The sequence below is a fragment of the Kitasatospora sp. NPDC048239 genome (assembly GCF_043202015.1).
Taxonomy (GTDB): Bacteria; Actinomycetota; Actinomycetes; order Streptomycetales; family Streptomycetaceae; genus Kitasatospora.
This window is the reverse complement of record NZ_JBICZP010000001.1, coordinates 619,106-639,685: the sequence shown is the minus strand read 5'-3', so window position 1 is coordinate 639,685 and position 20,580 is coordinate 619,106. Positions and strand designations below refer to the sequence as shown.

11 protein-coding genes and 1 tRNA gene are annotated in these 20,580 nt (G+C 71.4%); 7 read left to right on the top strand and 5 right to left on the bottom strand.

Annotated features, from left to right (window positions below):
* Positions 1-586: 586 nt before the first annotated feature.
* The 5 genes from ACGFZP_RS02780 to ACGFZP_RS02760 all read left to right on the top strand — a co-directional run bounded on the left by ACGFZP_RS02780 (position 587) and on the right by ACGFZP_RS02760 (position 6,383).
* Positions 587-1,819 (top strand): branched-chain amino acid ABC transporter substrate-binding protein, encoded by a 1,233-nt coding sequence (locus ACGFZP_RS02780; protein ID WP_392927840.1) that lies wholly within the window; start codon positions 587-589, stop codon positions 1,817-1,819.
* Between the two features lie 130 nt (positions 1,820-1,949).
* Positions 1,950-2,879 carry a branched-chain amino acid ABC transporter permease gene (locus ACGFZP_RS02775; protein ID WP_392927838.1) on the top strand — a complete coding sequence of 310 codons (930 nt, stop codon included), beginning with the start codon at positions 1,950-1,952 and terminating at the stop codon, positions 2,877-2,879.
* 5 nt (positions 2,880-2,884) lie between these two features.
* On the top strand, positions 2,885-4,819 hold the full coding sequence (locus ACGFZP_RS02770) for a branched-chain amino acid ABC transporter permease (protein WP_392928325.1): 1,935 nt from the start codon (positions 2,885-2,887) through the stop codon (positions 4,817-4,819).
* Positions 4,820-4,827: 8 nt separating this feature from the next.
* A complete protein-coding gene (locus tag ACGFZP_RS02765; RefSeq protein ID WP_392928322.1) occupies positions 4,828-5,670 on the top strand; it encodes an ABC transporter ATP-binding protein in 843 nt (280 codons plus the stop codon).
* The gene (locus ACGFZP_RS02760; RefSeq protein WP_392927836.1) at positions 5,667-6,383 is read left to right on the top strand and encodes an ABC transporter ATP-binding protein; all 717 of its coding nucleotides are present in this window, start codon (positions 5,667-5,669) and stop codon (positions 6,381-6,383) included. Before ACGFZP_RS02765 ends, ACGFZP_RS02760 begins: the two co-directional genes overlap by 4 nt.
* A 66-nt stretch (positions 6,384-6,449) precedes the next feature.
* Here ACGFZP_RS02760 and ACGFZP_RS02755 read toward each other — a convergent pair whose 3' ends face one another.
* A complete protein-coding gene (locus ACGFZP_RS02755) occupies positions 6,450-7,139 on the bottom strand; it encodes an ANTAR domain-containing response regulator (RefSeq protein WP_392927834.1) in 690 nt (229 codons plus the stop codon).
* A gap of 70 nt (positions 7,140-7,209) precedes the next feature.
* Between ACGFZP_RS02755 and ACGFZP_RS02750 the strand changes: the two genes are divergently transcribed.
* Positions 7,210-7,283, top strand: a tRNA-Leu gene (locus ACGFZP_RS02750).
* 118 nt (positions 7,284-7,401) lie between these two features.
* The gene (locus ACGFZP_RS02745; RefSeq protein WP_392927833.1) at positions 7,402-8,175 is read left to right on the top strand and encodes a transcriptional regulator; all 774 of its coding nucleotides are present in this window, start codon (positions 7,402-7,404) and stop codon (positions 8,173-8,175) included.
* 39 nt (positions 8,176-8,214) lie between these two features.
* Here ACGFZP_RS02745 and pyk read toward each other — a convergent pair whose 3' ends face one another.
* From pyk to ACGFZP_RS02725, 4 genes are all read right to left on the bottom strand, one after another.
* Positions 8,215-9,645 (bottom strand): pyruvate kinase, encoded by a 1,431-nt coding sequence (gene pyk / locus ACGFZP_RS02740; RefSeq protein WP_392927831.1) that lies wholly within the window; start codon positions 9,643-9,645, stop codon positions 8,215-8,217.
* Positions 9,646-9,791: 146 nt separating this feature from the next.
* Complete coding sequence (locus ACGFZP_RS02735) at positions 9,792-10,952, bottom strand: Dyp-type peroxidase (RefSeq protein ID WP_392927829.1); 1,161 nt, start codon at positions 10,950-10,952, stop codon at positions 9,792-9,794.
* A gap of 172 nt (positions 10,953-11,124) precedes the next feature.
* Entirely contained in the window at positions 11,125-11,481 is a 357-nt protein-coding gene (locus ACGFZP_RS02730) for a hypothetical protein (RefSeq protein WP_392927828.1), read from the bottom strand.
* 14 nt (positions 11,482-11,495) lie between these two features.
* Complete coding sequence (locus ACGFZP_RS02725) at positions 11,496-20,420, bottom strand: RHS repeat-associated core domain-containing protein (RefSeq protein WP_392927826.1); 8,925 nt, start codon at positions 20,418-20,420, stop codon at positions 11,496-11,498.
* Positions 20,421-20,580: the final 160 nt, after the last annotated feature.

Genomic DNA, 20,580 nt, shown 5'->3' with positions numbered 1-20,580 from the left:
ACCGTGTCGTCGGCGAGGACGGCCACCCGATGCAGGGTCAGCCACCCGACCGATCATCAAATCCCTTACCCGCCCCCTTGTTTGACCTTCGACTGCCCTGGGCAGGCGTTGGTCCAGACAAGGGGGCGGTGGCATGTCTACTCACTTTTGGAAATGTAACACTGCGTAACAGCTAGGAAATCCAAGCTTTTGGCGACTCCCGAGCCCCGGTCACTCGGGAGCGGACGGTCATTCCGACAATCGTCCGATATTCGGACGCACACGCCCGAAACCAGCACGGCGGATAGTCGTGTCCGATTATCGGAGAGGCCAGGAGTAACGCCCATTTCTGGGCCTTACAGCCACCTACCAGCGAGTAGAACCCCGACAGCGCAGGGTTCTTCGAGTCAGAACGACCACATGCTGAGACAACTGCTCCGTGTGCTCATAACAAGAGAATCACAGCCTCGCCGCACCACTGCCAGAGCCGCCCAGGGGCATCTAGAGTCACGGCCAGTCACCGCGCCACCGGATTGGGCCAGGCCCATCGCGCATCCCGGCTCCCGCCACTCCGGCGCGGCGCCTACCTGAACCGAAGGGGACCCTCGTGCGTCATCGTTCAGCTGTTGTCGTGAGCATTGCCGTGATCGGCGCCCTCAGCCTCACCGCGTGCGGCTCCCGCGGCGAGAAGAAGTCGGGCGACGGCAACAACGCCGGGGCCACCACCACCGTCACCATCGGCATCGACGCCCCGCTCAGCGGCGACCTCTCCGCACTCGGCCTCGGCATCCGCAACTCCGTGGAGCTCGCCGTCAAGCAGGCCAACGAGAAGAACGAGGTGCCCGGCGTCAAGTTCCAGATCAAGGCCCTGGACGACACCGGCAAGCCCGCCCCCGGGCAGCAGAACGCCACCCAGCTGGTCGCCGACAAGGACGTCATCGGCGTCGTCGGCCCGCTGAACTCCAGCGTCGCCCAGTCCATGCAGCAGATCTTCAACGACGCCAACCTCGTCCAGATCTCCCCCGCCAACACCGGCGTCGCCCTCAGCCAGGGCGAGAAGTGGGCCAGCGGCGTCAAGGCCCGCCCCTTCAAGTCCTACTTCCGCACCGCCACCACCGACGCCGTCCAGGGCCCCTTCGCCGCCGACTTCCTCGCGAAGGACGCCAAGAAGACCAAGGTCTTCCTCATCGACGACCAGAAGACCTACGGCGCCGGCCTCGCCGCCACCTTCAAGGCCCAGTTCATCAAGAACGGCGGCACCATCGTCAACGAGGAGCACGTCAACCCCGACGACCGCGACTTCGCCGCCGTCGTCACCAAGGTCAGGTCCTCCGGCGCCGAGGCGGTCTACTACGGCGGCGAGTACCCCGCCGCCGGCCCGCTCTCCCTCCAGCTCAAGGAGGCCGGCGTCAACATCCCCCTGATGGGCGGCGACGGCATCCAGAGCGGCGACTTCATCAAGCTCAACCCCAAGAGCCAGGGCGACTACGCCACCGCCGTCGGCCTGCCCGTCGAGCAGCTCCCCACCGCGGCCAAGTTCATCGCCGACTACAAGAGCGCCGGCTACAAGGACGCCTACGAGACCTACGGCGGCTACTCCTACGACAGCGGCTGGGCCATCATCCAGGGCGTCAAGGCCGTCGTGACCGCCAACGGCGGCAAGCTCCCCGACAACCCCCGCGCCAAGGTCGTCGAGGCCGTCCAGAAGGTCGCCTTCGACGGCGTCACCGGCAAGGTCTCCTTCGACGAGTTCGGCGACACCACCAACAAGCAGCTCACCGTCTACGCCGTCAAGGACGGCAAGTGGGCCGTGGAGAAGTCCGGCACGTTCAACGGCTGAACCTGACCACACGTCAGAACCGGCCCAGCACGTCGGAACAACCCCGCGCGGGGGCGCCACCAGTGCCCCCGCGCGTGCCCACATCCCCCACCCACGCGGACCCCACGCAACGCACAACGGAGGCCCAGCGGTGCACGACCTACCGCAGCAGCTGGCCAACGGCCTGATCCTCGGCGCCCTCTACGGGCTCGTCGCGATCGGCTACACGATGGTCTACGGCATCGTCCAGCTCATCAACTTCGCCCACGGCGAGATCGTCATGGTCGGCGGCTTCGGCGCCCTGACCGCCTACCTCGCCCTCCCCGGCGGCACCACACTCTGGCTGGCCCTACCGCTGATGCTGCTCGCCGGCATCCTGGTCTCCACGCTCACCGCCGTCGCAGCCGAGCGCTTCGCCTACCGGCCGCTGCGCACCGCACCCCGACTCGCCCCGCTGATCACCGCGATCGGCCTGTCGATCCTCCTCCAGCAGCTCGTCTTCTCGTTCTACCCCGACGCCAAGAAGGCCCGGGTCTTCCCGAAGATCCCCGGCGACCCGTTCTCGCTCGGCTCCGTCACCATCCAGCGCAGCGACATCTTCCTGCTCATCGCCGCGCCGCTCTGCATGATCGCCCTCGGCTGGTTCGTCACCCGCACCCGCTCCGGCCGCGCCATGCAGGCCACCAGCCAGGACCCGGACACCGCGAAGCTCATGGGCATCGACACCGACCGGATCATCGTGATGGCCTTCGCGATCGGTGCCGCCTTCGCCGCCGTCGCCGCCGTCGCCTACGGCCTGCGCAGCGGCCAGGTCGACTTCCGGATGGGCTTCATCCTCGGCCTCAAGGCCTTCACCGCCGCCGTCCTCGGCGGCATCGGCAACATCTACGGCGCCATGCTCGGCGGCCTCGCCCTCGGCCTCGCCGAGAGCCTCGCCACCGGCTACATCCAGCACCTGCCCGGCATGCACCTCTTCGGAGGCGGCGCCTGGAAGGACGTGTGGGCCTTCGTACTCCTCATCCTCGTCCTGCTGGTCCGACCCCAGGGCCTGCTCGGCGAACGCGTCGCGGACAGGGCGTGAGCACCATGACGACCACCAGCACCACGGAAACCACCCCCGTCATCACGCTCCCGCCCCGCGCCGGCGCACTCGTCACCGGCCTCGGCGCCCTCGCCACCACCGCGTCCGCCCTGATGTCCTGGACCTGGACCGCGGACTTCCCCGGCGACCTCACCTACTACGGCTCCCCCGCCGGACTCCAGTGGCTCGCCCTCACCGGCGGCCTGCTCACCCTCGTCCTGCTGCTCGCCACCCAGGGCGTCCCCGGCCTGCGCTGGGCCGCCCCCAGCCGCAGCAACAACGCGGTGCTCGTCGCGGCCGCCGGCGCCTTCGCCGTCAGCTGGTTCTCCGTCATCGCCATCGCGGTCGACCTCGGCGGCCTCGCCAACCTCGACCCCGGCGGCTGGGTCGCCGCCCTCGGCTCCCTGCTCGCCCTCGCCGGCACCCTCGCCCTGCCGCTCGACCGGCGCACCCGCGTCCCGCTGCGCATCCTCGACCGGCGCCTCTTCCTGCTCGTGCCCGTCGCACCGCTGGTCTGGTTCGGCGCCCACGCCGTCCCCGAGGACAAGCCCGTCGCCCCCGTGCTGACCGCCATCGCCGGCGGCCTGCTGATCGCCACCGGCGCCGTCCTGCTCGTCCAGCTCGGCCACCTCGCCAACAGCTGGCTGCGGCTCGGCACCGTCGAGCGCCCCGTCGCCACCCCCCGCGAACTCCCCTCCTGGGCCGAGATCCTGCTGATCGTCGCGGCCTTCGCGATCGGCCTGTTCGCGATCACCTTCGGCATCGACACCGAGTACGGCGAGCTGTTCACCGGCTACCTGCTGCTGGCCGCCGCGGTGGCCGCGGCCCTCGCCAAGGCCGGCCTGGTGGCCCGGCTGCGCGCCCTGACCGTCAAGTACCGGCCGGTCACCACCGGCGCCGCCTTCGCCGCCGCCGCCAGCTTCCCGTTCACCCAGACCAGCGACCAGTACACCTCGGTCGCCACCAACATCCTGATCTTCGCCACCGTCGCCCTCGGCCTGAACATCGTCGTCGGCCTGGCCGGCCTGCTCGACCTCGGCTACGTCGCCTTCCTCGGCGTCGGCGCCTACGCCGCCGCCCTGGTCTCCGGCTCGCCCGCCTCCCCCATCCACGTCCAGTTCCCGTTCTGGGCCGCGATGCTCACCGGCGCCGTGGTGTCGATGGTCTTCGGCGTACTGATCGGCGCCCCCACCCTGCGGCTGCGCGGCGACTACCTCGCCATCGTCACCCTCGGCTTCGGCGAGATCTTCCGCATCACCATGCTGAACCTCAACGGGACCACCGGCCCCAAGATCACCAACGGCTCCAACGGCATCCCGCGGATCCCCGACCTGCAGATCCTCGGCTTCGACCTCGGCAAGCCGCACGTCGTCGCCGGCGTCGAACTCGGCCGCTTCTCCAACTACTACCTGCTGATGCTGCTGGTCACCGCCCTGGTCGTGCTCGTCTTCGCCCGGGTCGGCAACTCCCGCATCGGCCGCGCCTGGGTCGCCATCCGCGAGGACGAGACCGCCGCCGAGGCCATGGGCATCAACGGCTTCCGGCTCAAGCTGCTCGCCTTCGCCCTCGGCGCCTGCCTGGCCGGCCTGGCCGGCACCGTCCAGGCCCACGTCAGCTACACCGTCACCCCCGACCAGTACACCTTCGCCGAGGCCCTGCCGCCCAACTCCGCCTTCCTGCTCGCCGCGGTCATCCTCGGCGGCATGGGCACCATCAGCGGACCGCTGGCCGGCGCCACCCTGCTCTTCCTCATCCCGAAGAAGCTCGAGTTCCTCTCCGACTACCAGCTGCTCGCCTTCGGCATCGCACTCATCGTGCTGATGCGGGTCCGCCCCGAGGGCCTCATCCCCAACCGGCGCCAACAGCTGGAGTTCCACGAGGCCGCCATCCCGGCGCAGCCCTCCGGCGACGCCGTCGCCCTCACCAAGGCAGGGGCGTGACCAGCCAGATGACCACCACCACCGCCCCCTCGCAGTCCGACACCCCGCCCACCCCGGCCAAGCCGCTGCTGGAGGTCTCCGGCGTCACCATGCGGTTCGGCGGCCTCACCGCCGTCAACAACGTCTCGCTGACCGTCGGCGAGGGCGAGATCATCGGCCTGATCGGCCCCAACGGCGCCGGCAAGACCACCTTCTTCAACTGCCTCACCGGCCTGTACGTGCCCACCGAGGGCCGGGTCGCCTACCAGGGCACCGTCCTTCCGCCCAAGCCCCACCTGGTCACCCAGGCCGGCATCGCCCGGACCTTCCAGAACATCCGGCTGTTCGCCAACATGACCGTCCTGGAGAACGTCCTCGTCGGCCGGCACACCCGGACCAAGGAGGGCCTCTTCTCCGCCATCCTGCGCGGCCCCGGCTACCACCGCGCCGAGGCCGAGAGCCGCGCGCGGGCCATGGAGCTCCTGGAGTTCACCGGCCTCGCCGCCAAGGCCGACCACCTCGCCCGCAACCTCCCCTACGGCGAGCAGCGCAAGCTGGAGATCGCCCGGGCGCTCGCCTCCGACCCCGGCCTGCTGCTCCTCGACGAGCCCACCGCCGGCATGAACCCCCAGGAGACCCGGGCCGCCGAGGAACTCGTCTTCGCCATCCGGGACCGCGGCATCTCCATCCTCGTCATCGAGCACGACATGCGGTTCATCTTCAACCTCTGCGACCGCACCGCCGTGCTGGTCCAGGGCCAGAAGATCGTCGAAGGCGACCGCGAGACCGTCCAGAACGACGAGCGGGTCATCACCGCCTACCTCGGTGCACCGCTCGAAGGCACCACCGCCGTTACGGAGACCGACCAGTGACCGCACTTCTCGAGGTCGAGGACCTCCGCGTCGCCTACGGCAAGATCGAAGCCGTCAAGGGCATCAGCTTCACCGTCAACCAGGGCGAGGTCACCACCCTCATCGGCACCAACGGCGCCGGCAAGACCACCACCCTGCGGACCCTCTCCGGCCTGCTCAAGCCCCTCGGCGGGAAGATCACCTTCGAGGGGCAGGACCTCTCCACCGTCCCGGCCCACAAGATCGTCGCGCTCGGCCTCGCCCACTCCCCCGAGGGCCGGCACATCTTCCCCCGGATGACCATCGAGGAGAACCTGCTGCTGGGCGCCTTCCTGCGCAGCGACACGGCGGGCATCGCGGCGGACGTCGAGCGGGCCTACGGCCTCTTCCCGATCCTCGGCGAGCGCCGCAAGCAGGCCGCCGGCACCCTCTCCGGCGGCGAGCAGCAGATGCTGGCCATGGGGCGGGCGCTGATGTCCCAGCCGAAGCTGCTGATGCTGGACGAGCCCTCGATGGGGCTCTCCCCGCTGATGATGCAGAAGATCATGGCGACCATCGTCGAGCTCAAGTCGAGCGGCACCACCATCCTGCTGGTCGAGCAGAACGCCCAGGCCGCGCTCTCGCTCTCCGACCACGGCTACGTGATGGAGACCGGCCGCATCGTGCTCAAGGGCACCGGCGCGGACCTGCTGCACGACGAGTCCGTGCGCAAGGCCTACCTCGGCGAGGACTGACCGCTCCCGCCCCCGGCATGACGAAGGGGCCCCGTCCACCCGGACGGGGCCCCTTCCTCGTGTCTTCTAGCCCTCGGACCCGGCCTCCTCGGCCTTCTTCTTGTCCTGGGCCTCGCCCTCCTCGATCACGGCCTCCGCGACCGCGGCCATCGTCATCCGACGGTCCATCGAGGTCTTCTGGATCCACCGGAACGCGGCCGGCTCGTTCAGCCCGAACTTCGTCTGCAGGACGCTCTTCGCGCGGTCCACCAGCTTCCGGGTCTCCAGCCGCTGGGTGAGGTCCTGGATCTCCTCCTCCAGCGTCCGCATCTCGGTGTACCGGGAGACGGCCATCTCGATCGCGGGGACGAGGTCGCTCTTGCTGAACGGCTTCACGATGTACGCCATCGCACCCGCGTCGCGGGCCCGGTCCACCAGCTCGCGCTGCGAGAACGCGGTCAGCATCAGGACGGGCGCCAGGTGCGCCGCGTGGATCTGCTCGGCGGCGGAGAGCCCGTCCAGGACGGGCATCTTCACGTCCAGGATCGCCAGGTCGGGCCGCAGCTCCTCGACCAGCTTGAGCGCCGTCGCGCCGTCCCCGGCCTCGCCGACGACGGTGTACCCCTCCTCTTCGAGCATCTCCTTCAGGTCGAGGCGGATCAACGCCTCGTCCTCGGCGATCACAATTCGGGTGATCTGGGGCATATCGGTCTCAAGCGGCTCTGCCTGCTCGTCGGCGGTGCTCACGGGGCTCCTCGTTCCGGCGGGGTACTGCATGCACGAGGGTACCCAGACACGGTATGTTTGAGTTCAAGCAGGGTCGGGGGCAACCTTCGAATCTGTGGATGCCCCGGTAGCCCAGAGGTTAGAGGCAATGGTCTCAAACACCATCCAGCGTGGGTTCGAATCCCACCCGGGGTACTTTTCCTTCGATTACAAGGTCGCCTAAATCGCAAAATGATTGGCGATCTTCATTATTTCGAATGAAGATTCGCACGACTTTCGGATGTCGTGCCGTTGGCACTGCAGGCTCGGCCGCATGTACGACACGGCCACACGGCAGCGAGCCATCGACCTCCATGGGTCCGGGCTGACCTTCAGCGAGGTGAGCCGGGCCACCGGAATCTCCCGATTCGCGATCCGCGCGTGGACTTCGGGAACAATGCCGGCCCCGCGCCCAGTGGCCGACTGCCCGATACGCCGCGGCAGTCCTGACCCGAGGCTCCCGCACTCCGACTACGCGTATCTCCTGGGCCTCTACCTCGGCGACGGCTGCATCAGCGAGGGCCGCCGCAACGTCCACGCCCTCCGGATAGCCTGCGGCGACGCGTGGCCCGGACTCATCGACGAGTGCGCGCGGGCTGTCGCCGCCGTCATGCCGTACAACAAGGTCATGCGCGTCCGCGCCACAGGGCACACCAGCGTGGTCAGCACGAGCAAGCACTGGCCCTGCCTCTTCCCCCAGCACGGACCGGGCCCGAAGCACCGGCGCCGGATCACCCTCGCGGTCTGGCAGCGGGAGATCGTGGACGCCCACCCATGGGAGTTCCTGCGCGGCCTGATCCACTCCGACGGCTGCCGCATCACCAACTGGACCACCCGCACCGTCGGCGGCGTCCCGAAGCGCTACGAGTACCCGCGGTACTTCTTCACCAACACCTCGACCGACATCATCGGCCTCTTCACCGGCGCGCTCGACAGCGTCGGCGTGCAGTGGAAGTCCGTCACCCGCCCCACCGGCACAGTCAACGTCTCCGTCGCCCGCAGGGCGTCGGTGGCCCTGATGGACGCCCACATCGGGCCCAAGTACTGACGCCTGCGCCTCCGGGCGGAGGCGCAGGCGTGGTCGGGGTCAGTTGTCCAGGGTGCCGACGTGGTGGACGCGGACCAGGTTGGTGGAGCCGGCGAGGCCGGGCGGGGAGCCGGCCGTGATGACGACGATGTCGCCCTTCTGGCAGCGGCCCAGCGAGAGCAGTGCCGCGTCGACCTGCTCGACCATCTCGTCCGTGGTGGGGGCGAAGGGGCCGAGGAAGGTCTCCACGCCCCAGGTGAGGGCGAGTTGGCTGCGGACGGCGGGTTCGTAGGTGAAGGCGAGGACGGGGATCGGCGAGCGGTAGCGGGTGAGGCGGCGGGCGGTGTCGCCGGACTGGGTGAAGGCGATCAGGTACTTCGCCCCCAGGAAGTCGCCGATCTCCGCGGCCGCGCGGGCGACGGCGCCGCCCTGGGTGCGCGGCTTGCTGCCGGCGGTCAGCGGCGGGAGGCCGTCGGCCAGCACGTCCTGCTCGGCGGCCTCGATGATCCGGCCCATCGTCCGGACCGTCTCGACCGGGTACTTCCCGACGGAGGTCTCCCCGGAGAGCATCACGGCGTCCGTGCCGTCCAGGACGGCGTTCGCGACGTCCGAGGCCTCCGCACGGGTCGGCCGGGAGGTGTTGATCATCGAGTCCAGCATCTGGGTGGCGACGATGACCGGCTTGGCGTTGCGCCTGGCCAGCTTGACGGCGCGCTTCTGGACCATCGGGACCTGCTCGAGGGGCATCTCCACGCCCAGGTCGCCGCGCGCCACCATGATGCCGTCGAAGGCGTCCACGATGGAGTCCAGGTTCTCGACCGCCTGCGGCTTCTCCACCTTGGCGATGACCGGGACGAAGCGCCCCTCCTCCGCCATCACCCGGTGGACGTCCTCGATGTCGCGGCCGCTGCGGACGAAGGAGAGCGCGATCAGGTCGGCGCCGGTCCGCAGGGCCCAGCGCAGGTCGGCGACGTCCTTGTCGCTGAGCGCGGGCACCGAGACGGCGACGCCGGGGAGGTTGAGGCCCTTGTGGTCGGAGATCAGCCCGCCCTCGATGACCAGGGTGCGGACCAGCGGCCCGTCCACCTCCAGGACCTCCAGGGTGACCCGGCCGTCGTCGACCAGGATCCGCTCGCCGCGCGCGACGTCCGCGGCGAGGCCCGCGTAGGTGGTGCCGCAGATGTTCTGATCCCCGACGACGCCCTTGTCGGTGGAGATCGTGAACTCGTCGCCGCGTTCGAGAAGTACGGGACCTTCGGCGAAGGTCTCCAGGCGGATCTTCGGACCTTGAAGGTCGGCGAGGACACCGACGCTCCGTCCGGTCTCGTCCGCGGCCTTGCGGACCCGGCGGTAGCGCTCCTCGTGCTCGACGTGGGAGCCGTGGCTCAGATTGAAGCGGGCGATGTCCATCCCGGCGTCGACCAGGGCCTTGATCTGGTCGTACGAGTCGGTGGCTGGCCCGAGAGTACAGACGATTTTTGCTCGGCGCATACTGCTGAGAGTAGGCATTACCAGCGCGTAACAACGACGCGGGTCCGGACCTCGGGATGACCTTTGCCGGAAGGTGAGTTGAACAATCTGACACGATGTCGGACGGCGTCTGCGGCCGGGCCTCCCCGAACGGGCGAAACGCGCGGTCAGCGCATTGACGCGGCCGCCAGCAGGGAGTCGCCGAGGCGGCCCCGGGCGCCGGGTGCGACGCCCGGCAGCGTGAAGTAGTAGCCGCCGCCGAACGGCAGCACGTACCGCTCCAGTGCCTCGCCCTGGAGCCGTCGCTGGACGGTGGCGAAGCCGAGTTCGAGGTCCCGCTGGTAGCAGACGAACAGCAGGCCCGCGTTCTCGTTCCCGGTGGCGTCCCGGTCGAGGCGGTAGGAGTAGCTGCGCCGCAGGATGCGGTTGGCGTCCGACTCGGGGGTACGGGGGTTGGCCCGGCGGATGTGCGAGTCGAGCGGGACGACCCGCCCCTCGGCGTCGCCCGCGTAGTCCGGGGTGTCGGTCTCCCGGGCGGCCCCGAGCGGTGCGGCGTTGTCCTTGCGGCGGCCGATGACGGCCTCCTGCCTGTGGACGGCGTCAGCGTCCCACAGGGGCATCGCGAAGCGGATCAGGCGGACGGCCTGGTAGGTGCCCCCGGCGGTCCAGGCGGGTTCGCCGCCGCCCGGCGCCACCCAGACCTGGCGGTCCATGAGCGCGGTGTCCTCGGCCTCCAGGTTGCCGGCGCCCTCGCGGAAACCGAACAGGTTGGTGGTGAAGGCCCGGCCGCCGCGGCCGGTGTCGTTGTCGGGCCGGAACCCGGGGAGCCGCCAGAGGGGCTCCAGTCCGCCCACCGCGGCGGCGCCGCCGGCGAGTTCGGCGGCCCGCTCGGGGGTGGCCGCGCACACCTGGACGGTGAGGTCGCCGTGGCACCAGGCCGGGTCGAGCACGTCGCTGGGGAAGGCCGGCATCTCGGTGAGGCGCTTCGGGCGCAGCGCGCCGAGTCCGTACCGCTGGTCGAAGAGCGAGGCTCCGACGGAGACGGTGAGGCTCTCGCCGTCGCGGGTGCGGGCGGCTTCGGCGCCGAGGCGGTACAGCACGTCGGCGAGGCCGGTGCGGTCGGCGGCGGTGACCCGGTAGGCGGCGAGTCGGGCGGCGGCGGGTGGCGGGGTGGTGACGCCGGGCTGGTGGTGGCCGGGGGTGCCGGTCGGGCCGGGCGCGTCGTCGGCTGCGCCGGGGTGGTCCGGTCCGCCGTGGTCCGGTCCGCAGGCCGTGGCGGCGAACGCCCCGACCAGTCCGGCCAGTAGGGGGCGCCGTCGGAGCGTCACGCTGTTCCTCTCGTTCGGTGGGTTCGCAGTCGGTGGGTTGGTGTTCGGCGGGGTCGCGGCCTGTGGCTTCACAGTCGGCAGGACAGGGCCCAACCGCACACCCGCCCGGCGTCGGGCGCCGGGCGGGTGTGCGGCGGTGCGGTGTGCGGCGGTGCGTACGGGTCGTGTGCGGTCAGGCGCCGTCGAGGTACGCGGTGAGGCCTTCCAGGACGGCCTCGAACTGCCGCGCGTCGATCGTGCAGTCCTCGAACTGGCCGTACATGTCGACGATTTCGACGAGGTCCGGGCCGGTTCGCCGGGCGCCGGCGGCCGCGGTGCCGAGGCTGTATCCGGTGCCGTCCTCGGCCGCGAGGCGGTGCCACTCCTGGAGGTAGGTCCTGGGGGCGTCGCTGCTGAGGCCGAACGGGAGGATCAGGGTCTCGATCGCCAGCCGCAGGTTCTCGTCGGTGCCGGCGGGTGCCTCGACGATGACCATGTCGTCCTCGTCGGTGTGGAACTCCCACCGGGTGCTGCCGGGCCTGGTGTTCACTGCTGCGCTCCCGTTCACTGCTTCACTCCCCTGGGGAAGAAGGTCGACGGGGTGTAGCTGCCGTCCGGCTGCTTCTCCAGGAAGCCGGTCATCTTCACGCCGTTGTACTCCCCCTGGACCAGCGTCCCGCCGCGCTTGTAGGTGCCGTTCGCGAACAACTCGCGGCCGGCTGCCAGGATATCCGCCCTGGTCCAGTCCTCCGGGAAGAAGTGGTGCCCGGCCCGCGCGACCTTCTCGATCTTTTCGCCGTTCACGATGGCCCCGACGGCGCCGTCGACGACCTTCACGGAGCCGTCGGACTGGGTGACCAGCTTGCCGCTGATGTAGCGGCCCTCGGGGATGCCGCCGCTCTGCTTGGGGTGGAGGTGCCACCCGGCGAACTCGCCCTTCTTGGTGATGACTCCGTTCATGACGTGGTCGGCGGCCCCTTCGGAGATCTTGACGAAGCTCCCGGAGGAGGCGGGCTTGTTGCCGCTGGGGTCGGTGAGCGCGGTGGGGCGGTTGTCGGCGTAGGCGTGGAGGTTGATCCCGCCCTTGAAGCCGATCGGGTCCTCGCTGAGGAAGCGGTGCAGGCCGGGGCTGTAGTAGCGGGCGCGGTTGTAGTAGAGGCCGGTGCCGTCGTCCTCGCGTCCGGCGTAGCGGCGGCCGTTGCCCTTGTCGTCGCCGCTGACCGCGGTGGCGCCGAAGGGGTCGTAGAGGTAGCGGGCGGTGAGGGCGCCGGAGTCGTCGGCGAGGGCGACGACGCCGCCGAGCGGGTCGGTGAGGTAGCGGGTGGTGGTGCCGCCGGTCTCGCGCAGTTGGAGGCGGTCGGTGCCGGCGTCGACGGTGGTGGTGACGGTGGCGCCGGTCTTCTCCTGGAGCGGGTTGTCCCCGTCGTTCAGGTAGCCGGTGGTGACGCCGCCGACGGTGCGGGTGGTGCGGCGGCCCTGGGAGTCGTAGCCGAAGCTCGCCGTGGTGCCGGGGCCGTTCACCGCGCCGAGTTGGCCGCGGGCGTTCCAGGTGTAGGTGTTGGTGCCGTCGCCGGTGAGGTTGCCGTCGGCGTCGTAGCCGACGGTCCTGGCGCCGGTGCTCTTGAGCTGGTTGGCGGCGTCGTAGACGGATGTCTCGGTGGTGCCGGGGATCGCGGTACGGGCGTAGCTGCCGCCGACCCGGATGGGGAGTCCGGCCGCGTCGTAGGTGTAGGTGAGGGTGCCGAGGTCGGTGGTGCCCTTGCGGTAGGTGACGGAGCTGATCCGTCCGGCCGGGTCGTACTGGTAGTCCTGGTGGACGCCGTCGCCGGGTGCGCCGCTGCGGGTGATCCGCCCGGCGTCGTCGTGCTGGAGGGCGACCGCCTCGGTGCCGTTCTTCCTGACGGAGGTGAGGGTGCCCGTTTCGTCGGAGAGGTGTTCCAGCAGCGGCTGTCCGCCGACCAGGACCTGGCGGGTGCGGCTGGTGGCGCCGTAGGCGTAGCCGACGGTGCCCTGGGGGGTGGTCTCCTGGGTGATCCGGTCGAAGGCGTCGTAGGTGGCCGTGGTGGCACCGTTCACCGTGTCGTCGATGCGGACGACACGGCTGCCGGTGTCGTAGCCGATGGTGGTGCTGCCCTGGTCGGTGGTGCCGGAGACGCCGTAGCGGGTTGTGGTGGGGCGGTCGAGCTGGTCGTGGTCGACGGTGGTGACCAGGCCGCTGCGCGCGGTGGTCTTGACCGGGTTGCCGTTGCGGTCGTATTCCTGCCGGGCGGTGCGGCCGAGCGGGTCGGTGACGGCGGTGGCGTGGTCCATCGCGTCGAACTCGTAGCCGGTGGTGCCGCCGCGGGGGTCGGTCACCTTGGTCCGGTTGCCGTTGGGGTCGTACTCGTAGCCGGTGGTCCGGCCGAGTCCGTCGGCGGTGGTGCGGATCCGGTCGAGCGCGTCGTAGCCGGTGGTACGGGCGTTGCCGCGCTGGTCGGTGACCTGGTAGACGCGGCCGGCCGCGTCGAAGAGGCGGCGCTGTACCCCGCCGAGCGGGTCGGTGACGGCGACCGGGTCGCCGAACTCGTAGGTGTAGCCGGTCCTTCGGCCGGTGGGGTCGGTCTCGCTGGTGATCTGGCCCGCGTCGTCGGTGGTGTAGGCGGTCTTGTGGCCGAGTGCGTCGGTGCTGGAGAGCAGCCCGCCGCGGGGGTCGTACTCGGTCCGGCTGGTCTTGCCGTAGGTGTCGGTGACGGCGGTGACCTCGCCGAACGGGCCTGCCCGTTCGACGCGTTCGGTGCGGGCGTCCGGGGTGCCGGCCAGCGTCGTGGTGCGGGTGAGCTGTCCGTTGGTGTCGTATTCGAGCTCGGTGCGGCGGCCGAGTGCGTCGATGGTGGCGGTCGGACGGCCGCCGGTGGGGTCGTACTCGGTGCGGTCGGTCTGCTCGACCGGGGTGCCGAGGGCGGTGGTGCGGCTGGTGGCGAGGCCCTGGGCGTTGAAGGTGAAGCGCTGGACGCCGCCGCGCGGGTCGGTCATCCGGGTTTCGGAGATCTTGCCGTCGGTGCCGGTGGTGTAGTCGAACCGGGTGACGCCGCCGTCGGCGGCGACCTGCTGGAGGACGCGGCCGGCGCTGTCGTAGGTGTTGGTGAGGAAGACGGTGCCGCGCGCGTCGGTGATGGTCTTCATCCGGCCGGACTCGTACGTGTACTTCATCACGCCGCCGGCCGGGTTGGTGACGGTCTCCAGGTGTCCGTCGGCGGTGTAGGTGTAGCTGACGGCGCGTCCGAGGTTGTCCTCGGCCCTGACGATCCGCGGCGGGCTGGCGGTGTCGTAGGAGAACTTGATCCACTTGCCGTTGGGCGAGGTGACCTGGGTGATCGGGCCGCGCAGGCGGACCTTGCCGTCGCTGTCCGCGGGTGCGGGGGCGCGGGTGATGGTGGTGGTGTTGCCGAACTTGTCGCGGATCGCCTGGAGCGGTGCCTCGTCGCCGAGCACGTAGGTGGTGCCGTTGCGGAGTTTGACGTCCCAGCCGTTGCCGTTCCAGCCCATGGTGGCGCCGGAGAACTCGGTGGGGGTGGGGTCGGCGAGGAACAGGGCGTCCTCGTAGGTCTTCTCGCCGGGGGTGATCCGACGGAAGTGGATCTTGCTGCCGTCCGGCTGGACGAGGTCGACCTCGAGGTACCGGTAGTAGCCGATGTTGCCCGTCGACCATGGGAAGTAGCCGAAGTTGAAGTTCATCCCGACGCCGAAGGCCCGGGAGTCCTGGTCGCCCTGCTGGTAGGTGCGGCGCAGGGCGAGCGGGACGACGTCGTCGAGCAGGAGGTCGGTGTTCTCGTCGACGAGCAGGCCGGTGGCCGGGTCGACGGGGTCGCCGACCCGCGGGCCGGGCTTCGGGGCGACCGGCGGCGGGTTGTGGCCGGGGACGGCGGTCATGGCGCCGGTGAAGCGGTAGACCTTGACGTCGGCGTCCGGCACGACCTGGTTGCCGTCGGGGGTGACGGTGCCCTTGCCGTAGATGTGCCAGCCCTGGCCGTCCGGGTCGTAGTTCCAGAAGATCATCCGCGTGCCGGGGGCCTCGCGGGTGTAGTTGGGGTAGACGATCTGGGCGCCGTCGGGGAAGAGGTAGCCGCTGCCCGGCTGGACGGTGAAGTAGATCGGCACCTGGGTGGGCGGCAGTGGGAACGGCGTGCGGTCGATCGGGATCGGCGTGATGGACAGCTCGGTGGCGAGCTTGCCGTCACCGTCGCGGACCACGGCCCCCGCCGGGATGCGTACCTCCAGGCCCGGGATGGCGGGGGTCTTGAGGACGGTCGGCCCGGTGGTCGGGGAGGCGATGCGGACGGTGCTCGCGGTGTCCGTCTGCGGGATGAACACCGTGCCGGGCACCCGCAGGGTCTGTCCGGCCGGGACGTCGACGCCGATGTCGAAGACGCCGTAGCTGCGGTCGCCGCTGCTCGCGGTGCGTCCGTCGACGCGCAGCACGCGGTGGCCCGGGTCGCTGCCCTTGACCAGGAAACGGCCCTGGTCGTCGGTCCTCGCGACGGCCTTGCCGACGCTGACGGTGGCGTTCTTCAGCGGGGTGCCGGAGACGGTGCGGATCTGACCGGAGACGGCGGTGGTGCCCTTGGGCGCGTCGGCCGGGTAGGCCGGTGCCGGGGCCGCGCCGTACCGGGTGTACCAGCCCTTGCCGGCGAGGTTCTCGGCGTCCGGCTTCCAGACGGTGTCGGCGGGCTTGGGCGCCTCGCCCAGGGCCTGGCGGGGGAACCCGCAGGCGGCCCAGCCGGCCGACGGCTCGCCGGGGCGGGGGGCCTTGCGGGCGCTGCGCGGGTCGGCGGCCGGTCCGGCGACCGGTACGGCGCGGTTGGTGCCGGCCGGGGCCTCGGCGACGGTGTCGCACTGCTCGGGCGCCGCTCCGGTGGACGGTGCGGGCTGCTGCGGTGCGCCGGCCTGCGCGGTGGCGGCTTCGGTGGCTTCAGCGGCAGGAGCGGCCGGGGCGGCCGCCGCCTTGACCGGCGCCGCGGCGGCGACCCGGTCGACGCCGACCGTGGCGGAGCCGGTGGCGGCGGCCCTCGGGTCGATGAGCACCCGGTAGGCGCCGGCCGCCGCGAGCGGGGCGGAGAGCTTGTACGGGCTCTGGTCGTAGCGGGTGACGCGGTCGACCAGGGTGCTGCCGTCCGGCTTGACGACCGTCAGCTGGTAGCCGCCGCCGACGAAGGTGGTGTTGCTGAAGGTGATCTGGAGCGAGTCGCCGACCGCACCGGTGAAGGAGAGCAGGCCGTCCTGGCCCGGGCGGCTGAGCGTCAGTGCGGCGCCCGCGCCGCCGACGGCGACCTGGCCGCCGTCGAAGGCGGTGGACAGGGTGTAGGTCGCGGTGCCGGTGACTCCGGCGTCCGGGTCGTCGGTGATCTCGTAGGTGCCGGTGGCCGGGAGCGCGGGCAGCGTGTAGCTGTCGTTGGCGATGACGAAGCCGGCCGAGCCGAGCTGGCTGCCGTCCGGCTTGGTGATGCGCAGGTTGTGGTAGCGGTAGCCGGTCGTGACCGCGGTGACGGCGACGCTCAGCCGCTGGCCGGCGGTGCCGTCGAAGCGGAGCACGGCGTTCTGCCCGGCGCGGCCGACGGTGACGGTCCTGGCGGCGCCGTCGACGGCGAGCGGGCCGGCGTCGACGGTCTCCGAGAGCTGGAGCGTGTAGTCGCCGAGCGCCGAGGTGTTGGGGCTCGCGACGATCTCGTAGGTGCCGGTGGTCGGGAGCGGCGGCAGGTCGGGGCCGCCGGAGGTGCGGGAGGCGATCTGCTTGCCGTCCGGCCCGTTGACCGTGAGGGCGACGGTGCCGGTGTACCCCTTGGGCAGGGTGCCGACGCTGAGCCGCTGGCCGGCGGTGCCCTGGAAGGTCAGCCGGGCGTTCTGGGACGGCCGGGTGATGGCGACCGTCTTGTCCTCGCCGGCCGCGATGGTGCCCGCGGCCGCGTCAGAGTTGAGCCAGAGGGTGACGGTGCCGGTGGCGGCGCCGCCGCCGACGGTCAGTTCGTGGCGGCCGGTGGCGGCGAGCCTCGGCAGGTCGGCGCCCTCACCGGAGCTGGAGAGGTTGCTCTGGGTACCGTCGGGCCGGGTCAGCGAGACGCCGGGCAGGTAGGTCGTGGAGCCGATCTTGAGGTTCAGGGCGGTGTAGCCGAGGCCGAGCTGCTGGCCCTCGGTGCCGTCGAAGTTCAGCCGCACCTGCTGGCCGGGCCGGGCGAGGGTGAGCTGCTTCTCGGCGCCGTCGCGGGTGATGGTGCCGGCGTCGGTCTCCTCGGAGAGCCAGAGCCGGGCGCCGCCCACGCTGGCGTCGGTGAAGCCGATCACCAGGCGGTAGGTGCCGGGCGCGAAGGTCTTGAGCCGCAGGTAGTTGTCCAGGCTGAAGCTGCGCCAGGTGCTGAACTTGGCTCCGCCGGGCTCGTAGAGGGTGGCGGTCAGGTACTTGTACTTGACGGCGGCCGTCGCCTCGGTGAAGGCCAGCCCGTACCAGCCCTCCTTCTTTCCCTCGAAGGAGAGCTCGACGAACTGTCCGGGGGCGGCCAGGTTGAACGCGAAGCCCTGGTCGGTGGTGCTGGTGGTACCGGTGACGTTGCGGGTCAGCGCGGTGGTGAGCGAGCCGGTGCCGGTGCCGTCTGGGTCGATGACGAGCTGGTAGACGCCGCTGGTGGTCAGGGCGGGCAGCGGCACGTTGCGGCCGGTCCGGGCCTCCAGCGGCCACGGGGTGTCGTACTGGTCGGCGGCGAAGGAGCGGCCGAAGGGGTCGTACAGGCGGAACTTCGACGGGGTGCCGATGGTGTTGGCGGACATGCCGAGGCCGAGGCGGTCGCCGGCCTTGCCCTCGAACCGCAGGCCCAGGGCCTTCCCGGCGGCGATGGTCGAGGTGACCGGGGCGCCGTCGACGGTGAGCGCGCCGCCGTCGACCAGGGTGCCCAGGGCGGTGCCGGTCGGCGGGACGATGAAGTCGGTTCCGCTGGTGACGGTGCCGCCCGGGGTCCGCACGGTGATCCGGCCGGAGGAGACGGCGCCGGGCACGACGACGGTGAGGCTGGTGGGCGTCGCCTGGGTGACCTTGGCGAGTGTGCGGTGGAACAGGACCGAGTTGCGCGACGGGTCCGGGTCGAAGCCGCTGCCGGTGAGGGTCACGGTGGTGTCGGGGGCGCCGGCGGCGGGCGAGAAACCGGTCAGCGCCGGGGCGGGTCGGGCCGCGCCGATCCGGAACCGCTCGGTGCCGGTCGCGGTCGACGCGCCGACGGTGACGGTGACCGGGCCGTCGGTGGCACCCGCGGGGACGACCACGGTGAGGCGGTTCCGCTCGGCGGTGACCACCTGGGCCGGTGTGGCGGTGCCGGTGAAGACCACCTTGACGGCCGCCGGGTCGGTGGCGAACGCGGTACCGCTGATCTCGACCCGGGCGCCGCTCGGCGCCTGGTTCGGCACGGTGGACAGGACGGTCAGTTCGGCCGAGGAGGTGCGCTTGGTGGACACCGTGTTGCCTGCGGCGTCGTACTCGTAGCGGGCGCTCTCGCCGTTCGGCTGCGAGACGCCGACGAGCTGGCCGGCGGCGTCGTAGAACAGGTCGTGCGGGTCGCCGGAGGCGAACGCGTCGACGACGAAGGAGTGGGCGGCCGGGGTGGAGGCGTGACCGGCGGCGTCGAAGGCCCGCACGGTCAGGGTGCGGCGGCCGGCGGAGGTCGGGGTGAGGGTGACCGCGGCGGAGCCGTCGGCGGCGGCCGCGATCTCGGTGGCCGCGGCGTCGGTGTCCAGCTGGTAGCTGTACTTGGCGATCTGCTCGCTGCCGCCCGGCTTGAGGGCGAAGGTGCCGGACCGTCCGATGCCGCCGTGCGGCTGGTTGTCGGCGGGGTACTCGGCGGAGGAGACCAGCGGGGCGGCCGGGGCCTGGACGGCGTCCTCGTAGGTGACGGACAGCTTGGGGTCGGCGGCGAACCGGGTGAACGCGTTCCTGTCGGCCTCGGCGGAGCTGCGCAGCGCGAAGGTGAGGCTGCTGCGTCCGTCGCTGAGGGCCTGCGCGGTGGTCGCGGTGGCGTCGATCCGACCGACCACCGGGCCCGGGTTGGCGGCGCACGGCCCCTGGAGGGTGGCGCTGCCGACCAGTTGCAGTTGGGCGGGCTGGTTGAGCCAGGTGGTGGCGGGGCTGATCGGGCCGGTGCTCCAGGCCTGGACGGTGTTGGGCAGGCAGGCCGAGGCGAAGGTCTCGGTCGCCGTCAGGTCGGCGCTCAGCACCCGCTTGCCCACCAGGCCGGCCGGGACGGCGAGTTGGAAGTACGTCCGCTGGATGCCGCTCGGCGCGGTCCAGCCCTGGTAGCCGACCCCGAGGCCGGAGCCCGACGGGGGTGCGTTGTAGAACACCGCCGTCGGGTACTGCGACTTGACCTCGGTGTAGGCCACGGTGCCGAGGGTGGCGAACGAGGGGTCGATGAACACCGGGTAGACGGTGTCCGCCGCGGTCAGCAGCCCGGCGTCGGGGGTGATCCCGATCGTGCCGTCCTGCACGCTGGTGGCGACCGCGGCCTCCCGGGCGCCGGGGCCGGGGCCGCCGGAGCCGGACCGGGCGGCGCCGGGGGCCGCGGCCGCGCCGGCGGGGCCGCCCTGAGCCTGCGGGGCCTTCGCGTCCTTCGGAGCCTTCGTGTCCTGCGGGGCCTTCGCGTCCTGGCCGCCGGCCGCCGCGGAGACCGCGGAGTCCCACATCCGGGCGGGCGGGGAGGTGAACACCGCGCGGCCCTGGGCGTCCTTGACGGTCAGGCCGTCGCCCGGCTCGGCCGCGAGGGTCAGTCCGGGGCTCGTCCGGGTGACGAGCTTGAGGGCGGCCAGCCCCGGATCGGCCGCCGCCTTCGCGTTCTTGACGACCAGGACCTCCTGGACGCCGCCGGCCGGCGTGACGGTGACGACCAGGTCGACGCCGCTCGGCAGGACGTCGGGGTAGGTCAGGGCGGCGCCGTCGGCGGTCGGCGCGGGGAGCGTGTCCGGCCAGAAGAGCTCCAGCCGCTGGCCGCCCTCGACGGTGAGCGTGGCGAGCGGGCCGGAGCCGCCGCCCGACAGCTCCACGGCGGTGGAGGTGGCCTTCGGCAGGTAGCGCCCGTCGGAGCTCCGGTGCAGGGTGGGGTCGACAGCCACCCAGCCGTCGCCCTGCCGGGTGCGGCGGGGCTGCGGGGAGATCTCGGTGGTGAAGGTGCCGTCGGGGTTGGCGAAGGTCTGCGCGGCGGCGGCGCGGGCGTCCGCGACCTCGACCCGGCCGTGCTGGCGGCGGGCCGCCCTGCTCGCGGCGGCCGCGTCGGGGGCGGCGTCGACGCGCTCGCTCTTCGGCGCCTCCGCCCGGGCGGGCTCCTGGCCGTGTGCGAGCGCCAGGAGCAGGGACAGCGAGAGGGCCGCCGCCCCCGCGACCTTGGACAGCCGGGTGCGCGCCCGCCGTCCGTCCGACCCCGGTGCTCCGGGTGGTCCGGATGCACCGGACTTCGCTGATGTGTCGTGACCGAGCGCAGGCATGGCTATGAGGCCCCCCGTCTGACTTCCCCCGGACGGCGCCGAGACGCCATCCATGATCGGCAATCACGATCTCTTCACTGAAGATGCACTGTCAAGGGGAACTCCTGTCCGGTGGCTTGATCCTGACGGTCCGACAACCGGGCGGTGCGCACCGGTACGA

What these genes read in the sequence shown, in the direction of transcription:
- ACGFZP_RS02770 (WP_392928325.1), top strand. Translation starts at nt 2,885, where the DNA reads ATGACGACCACCAGCACCACGGAAACCACCCCCGTCATCACGCTCCCG.
- ACGFZP_RS02765 (WP_392928322.1), top strand. Translation starts at nt 4,828, where the DNA reads ATGACCACCACCACCGCCCCCTCGCAGTCCGACACCCCGCCCACCCCG.
- ACGFZP_RS02755 (WP_392927834.1), bottom strand. Translation starts at nt 7,139, where the DNA reads ATGCAGTACCCCGCCGGAACGAGGAGCCCCGTGAGCACCGCCGACGAG.
- ACGFZP_RS02745 (WP_392927833.1), top strand. Translation starts at nt 7,402, where the DNA reads ATGTACGACACGGCCACACGGCAGCGAGCCATCGACCTCCATGGGTCC.
- pyk (WP_392927831.1), bottom strand. Translation starts at nt 9,645, where the DNA reads ATGCGCCGAGCAAAAATCGTCTGTACTCTCGGGCCAGCCACCGACTCG.
- ACGFZP_RS02725 (WP_392927826.1), bottom strand. Translation starts at nt 20,420, where the DNA reads ATGCCTGCGCTCGGTCACGACACATCAGCGAAGTCCGGTGCATCCGGA.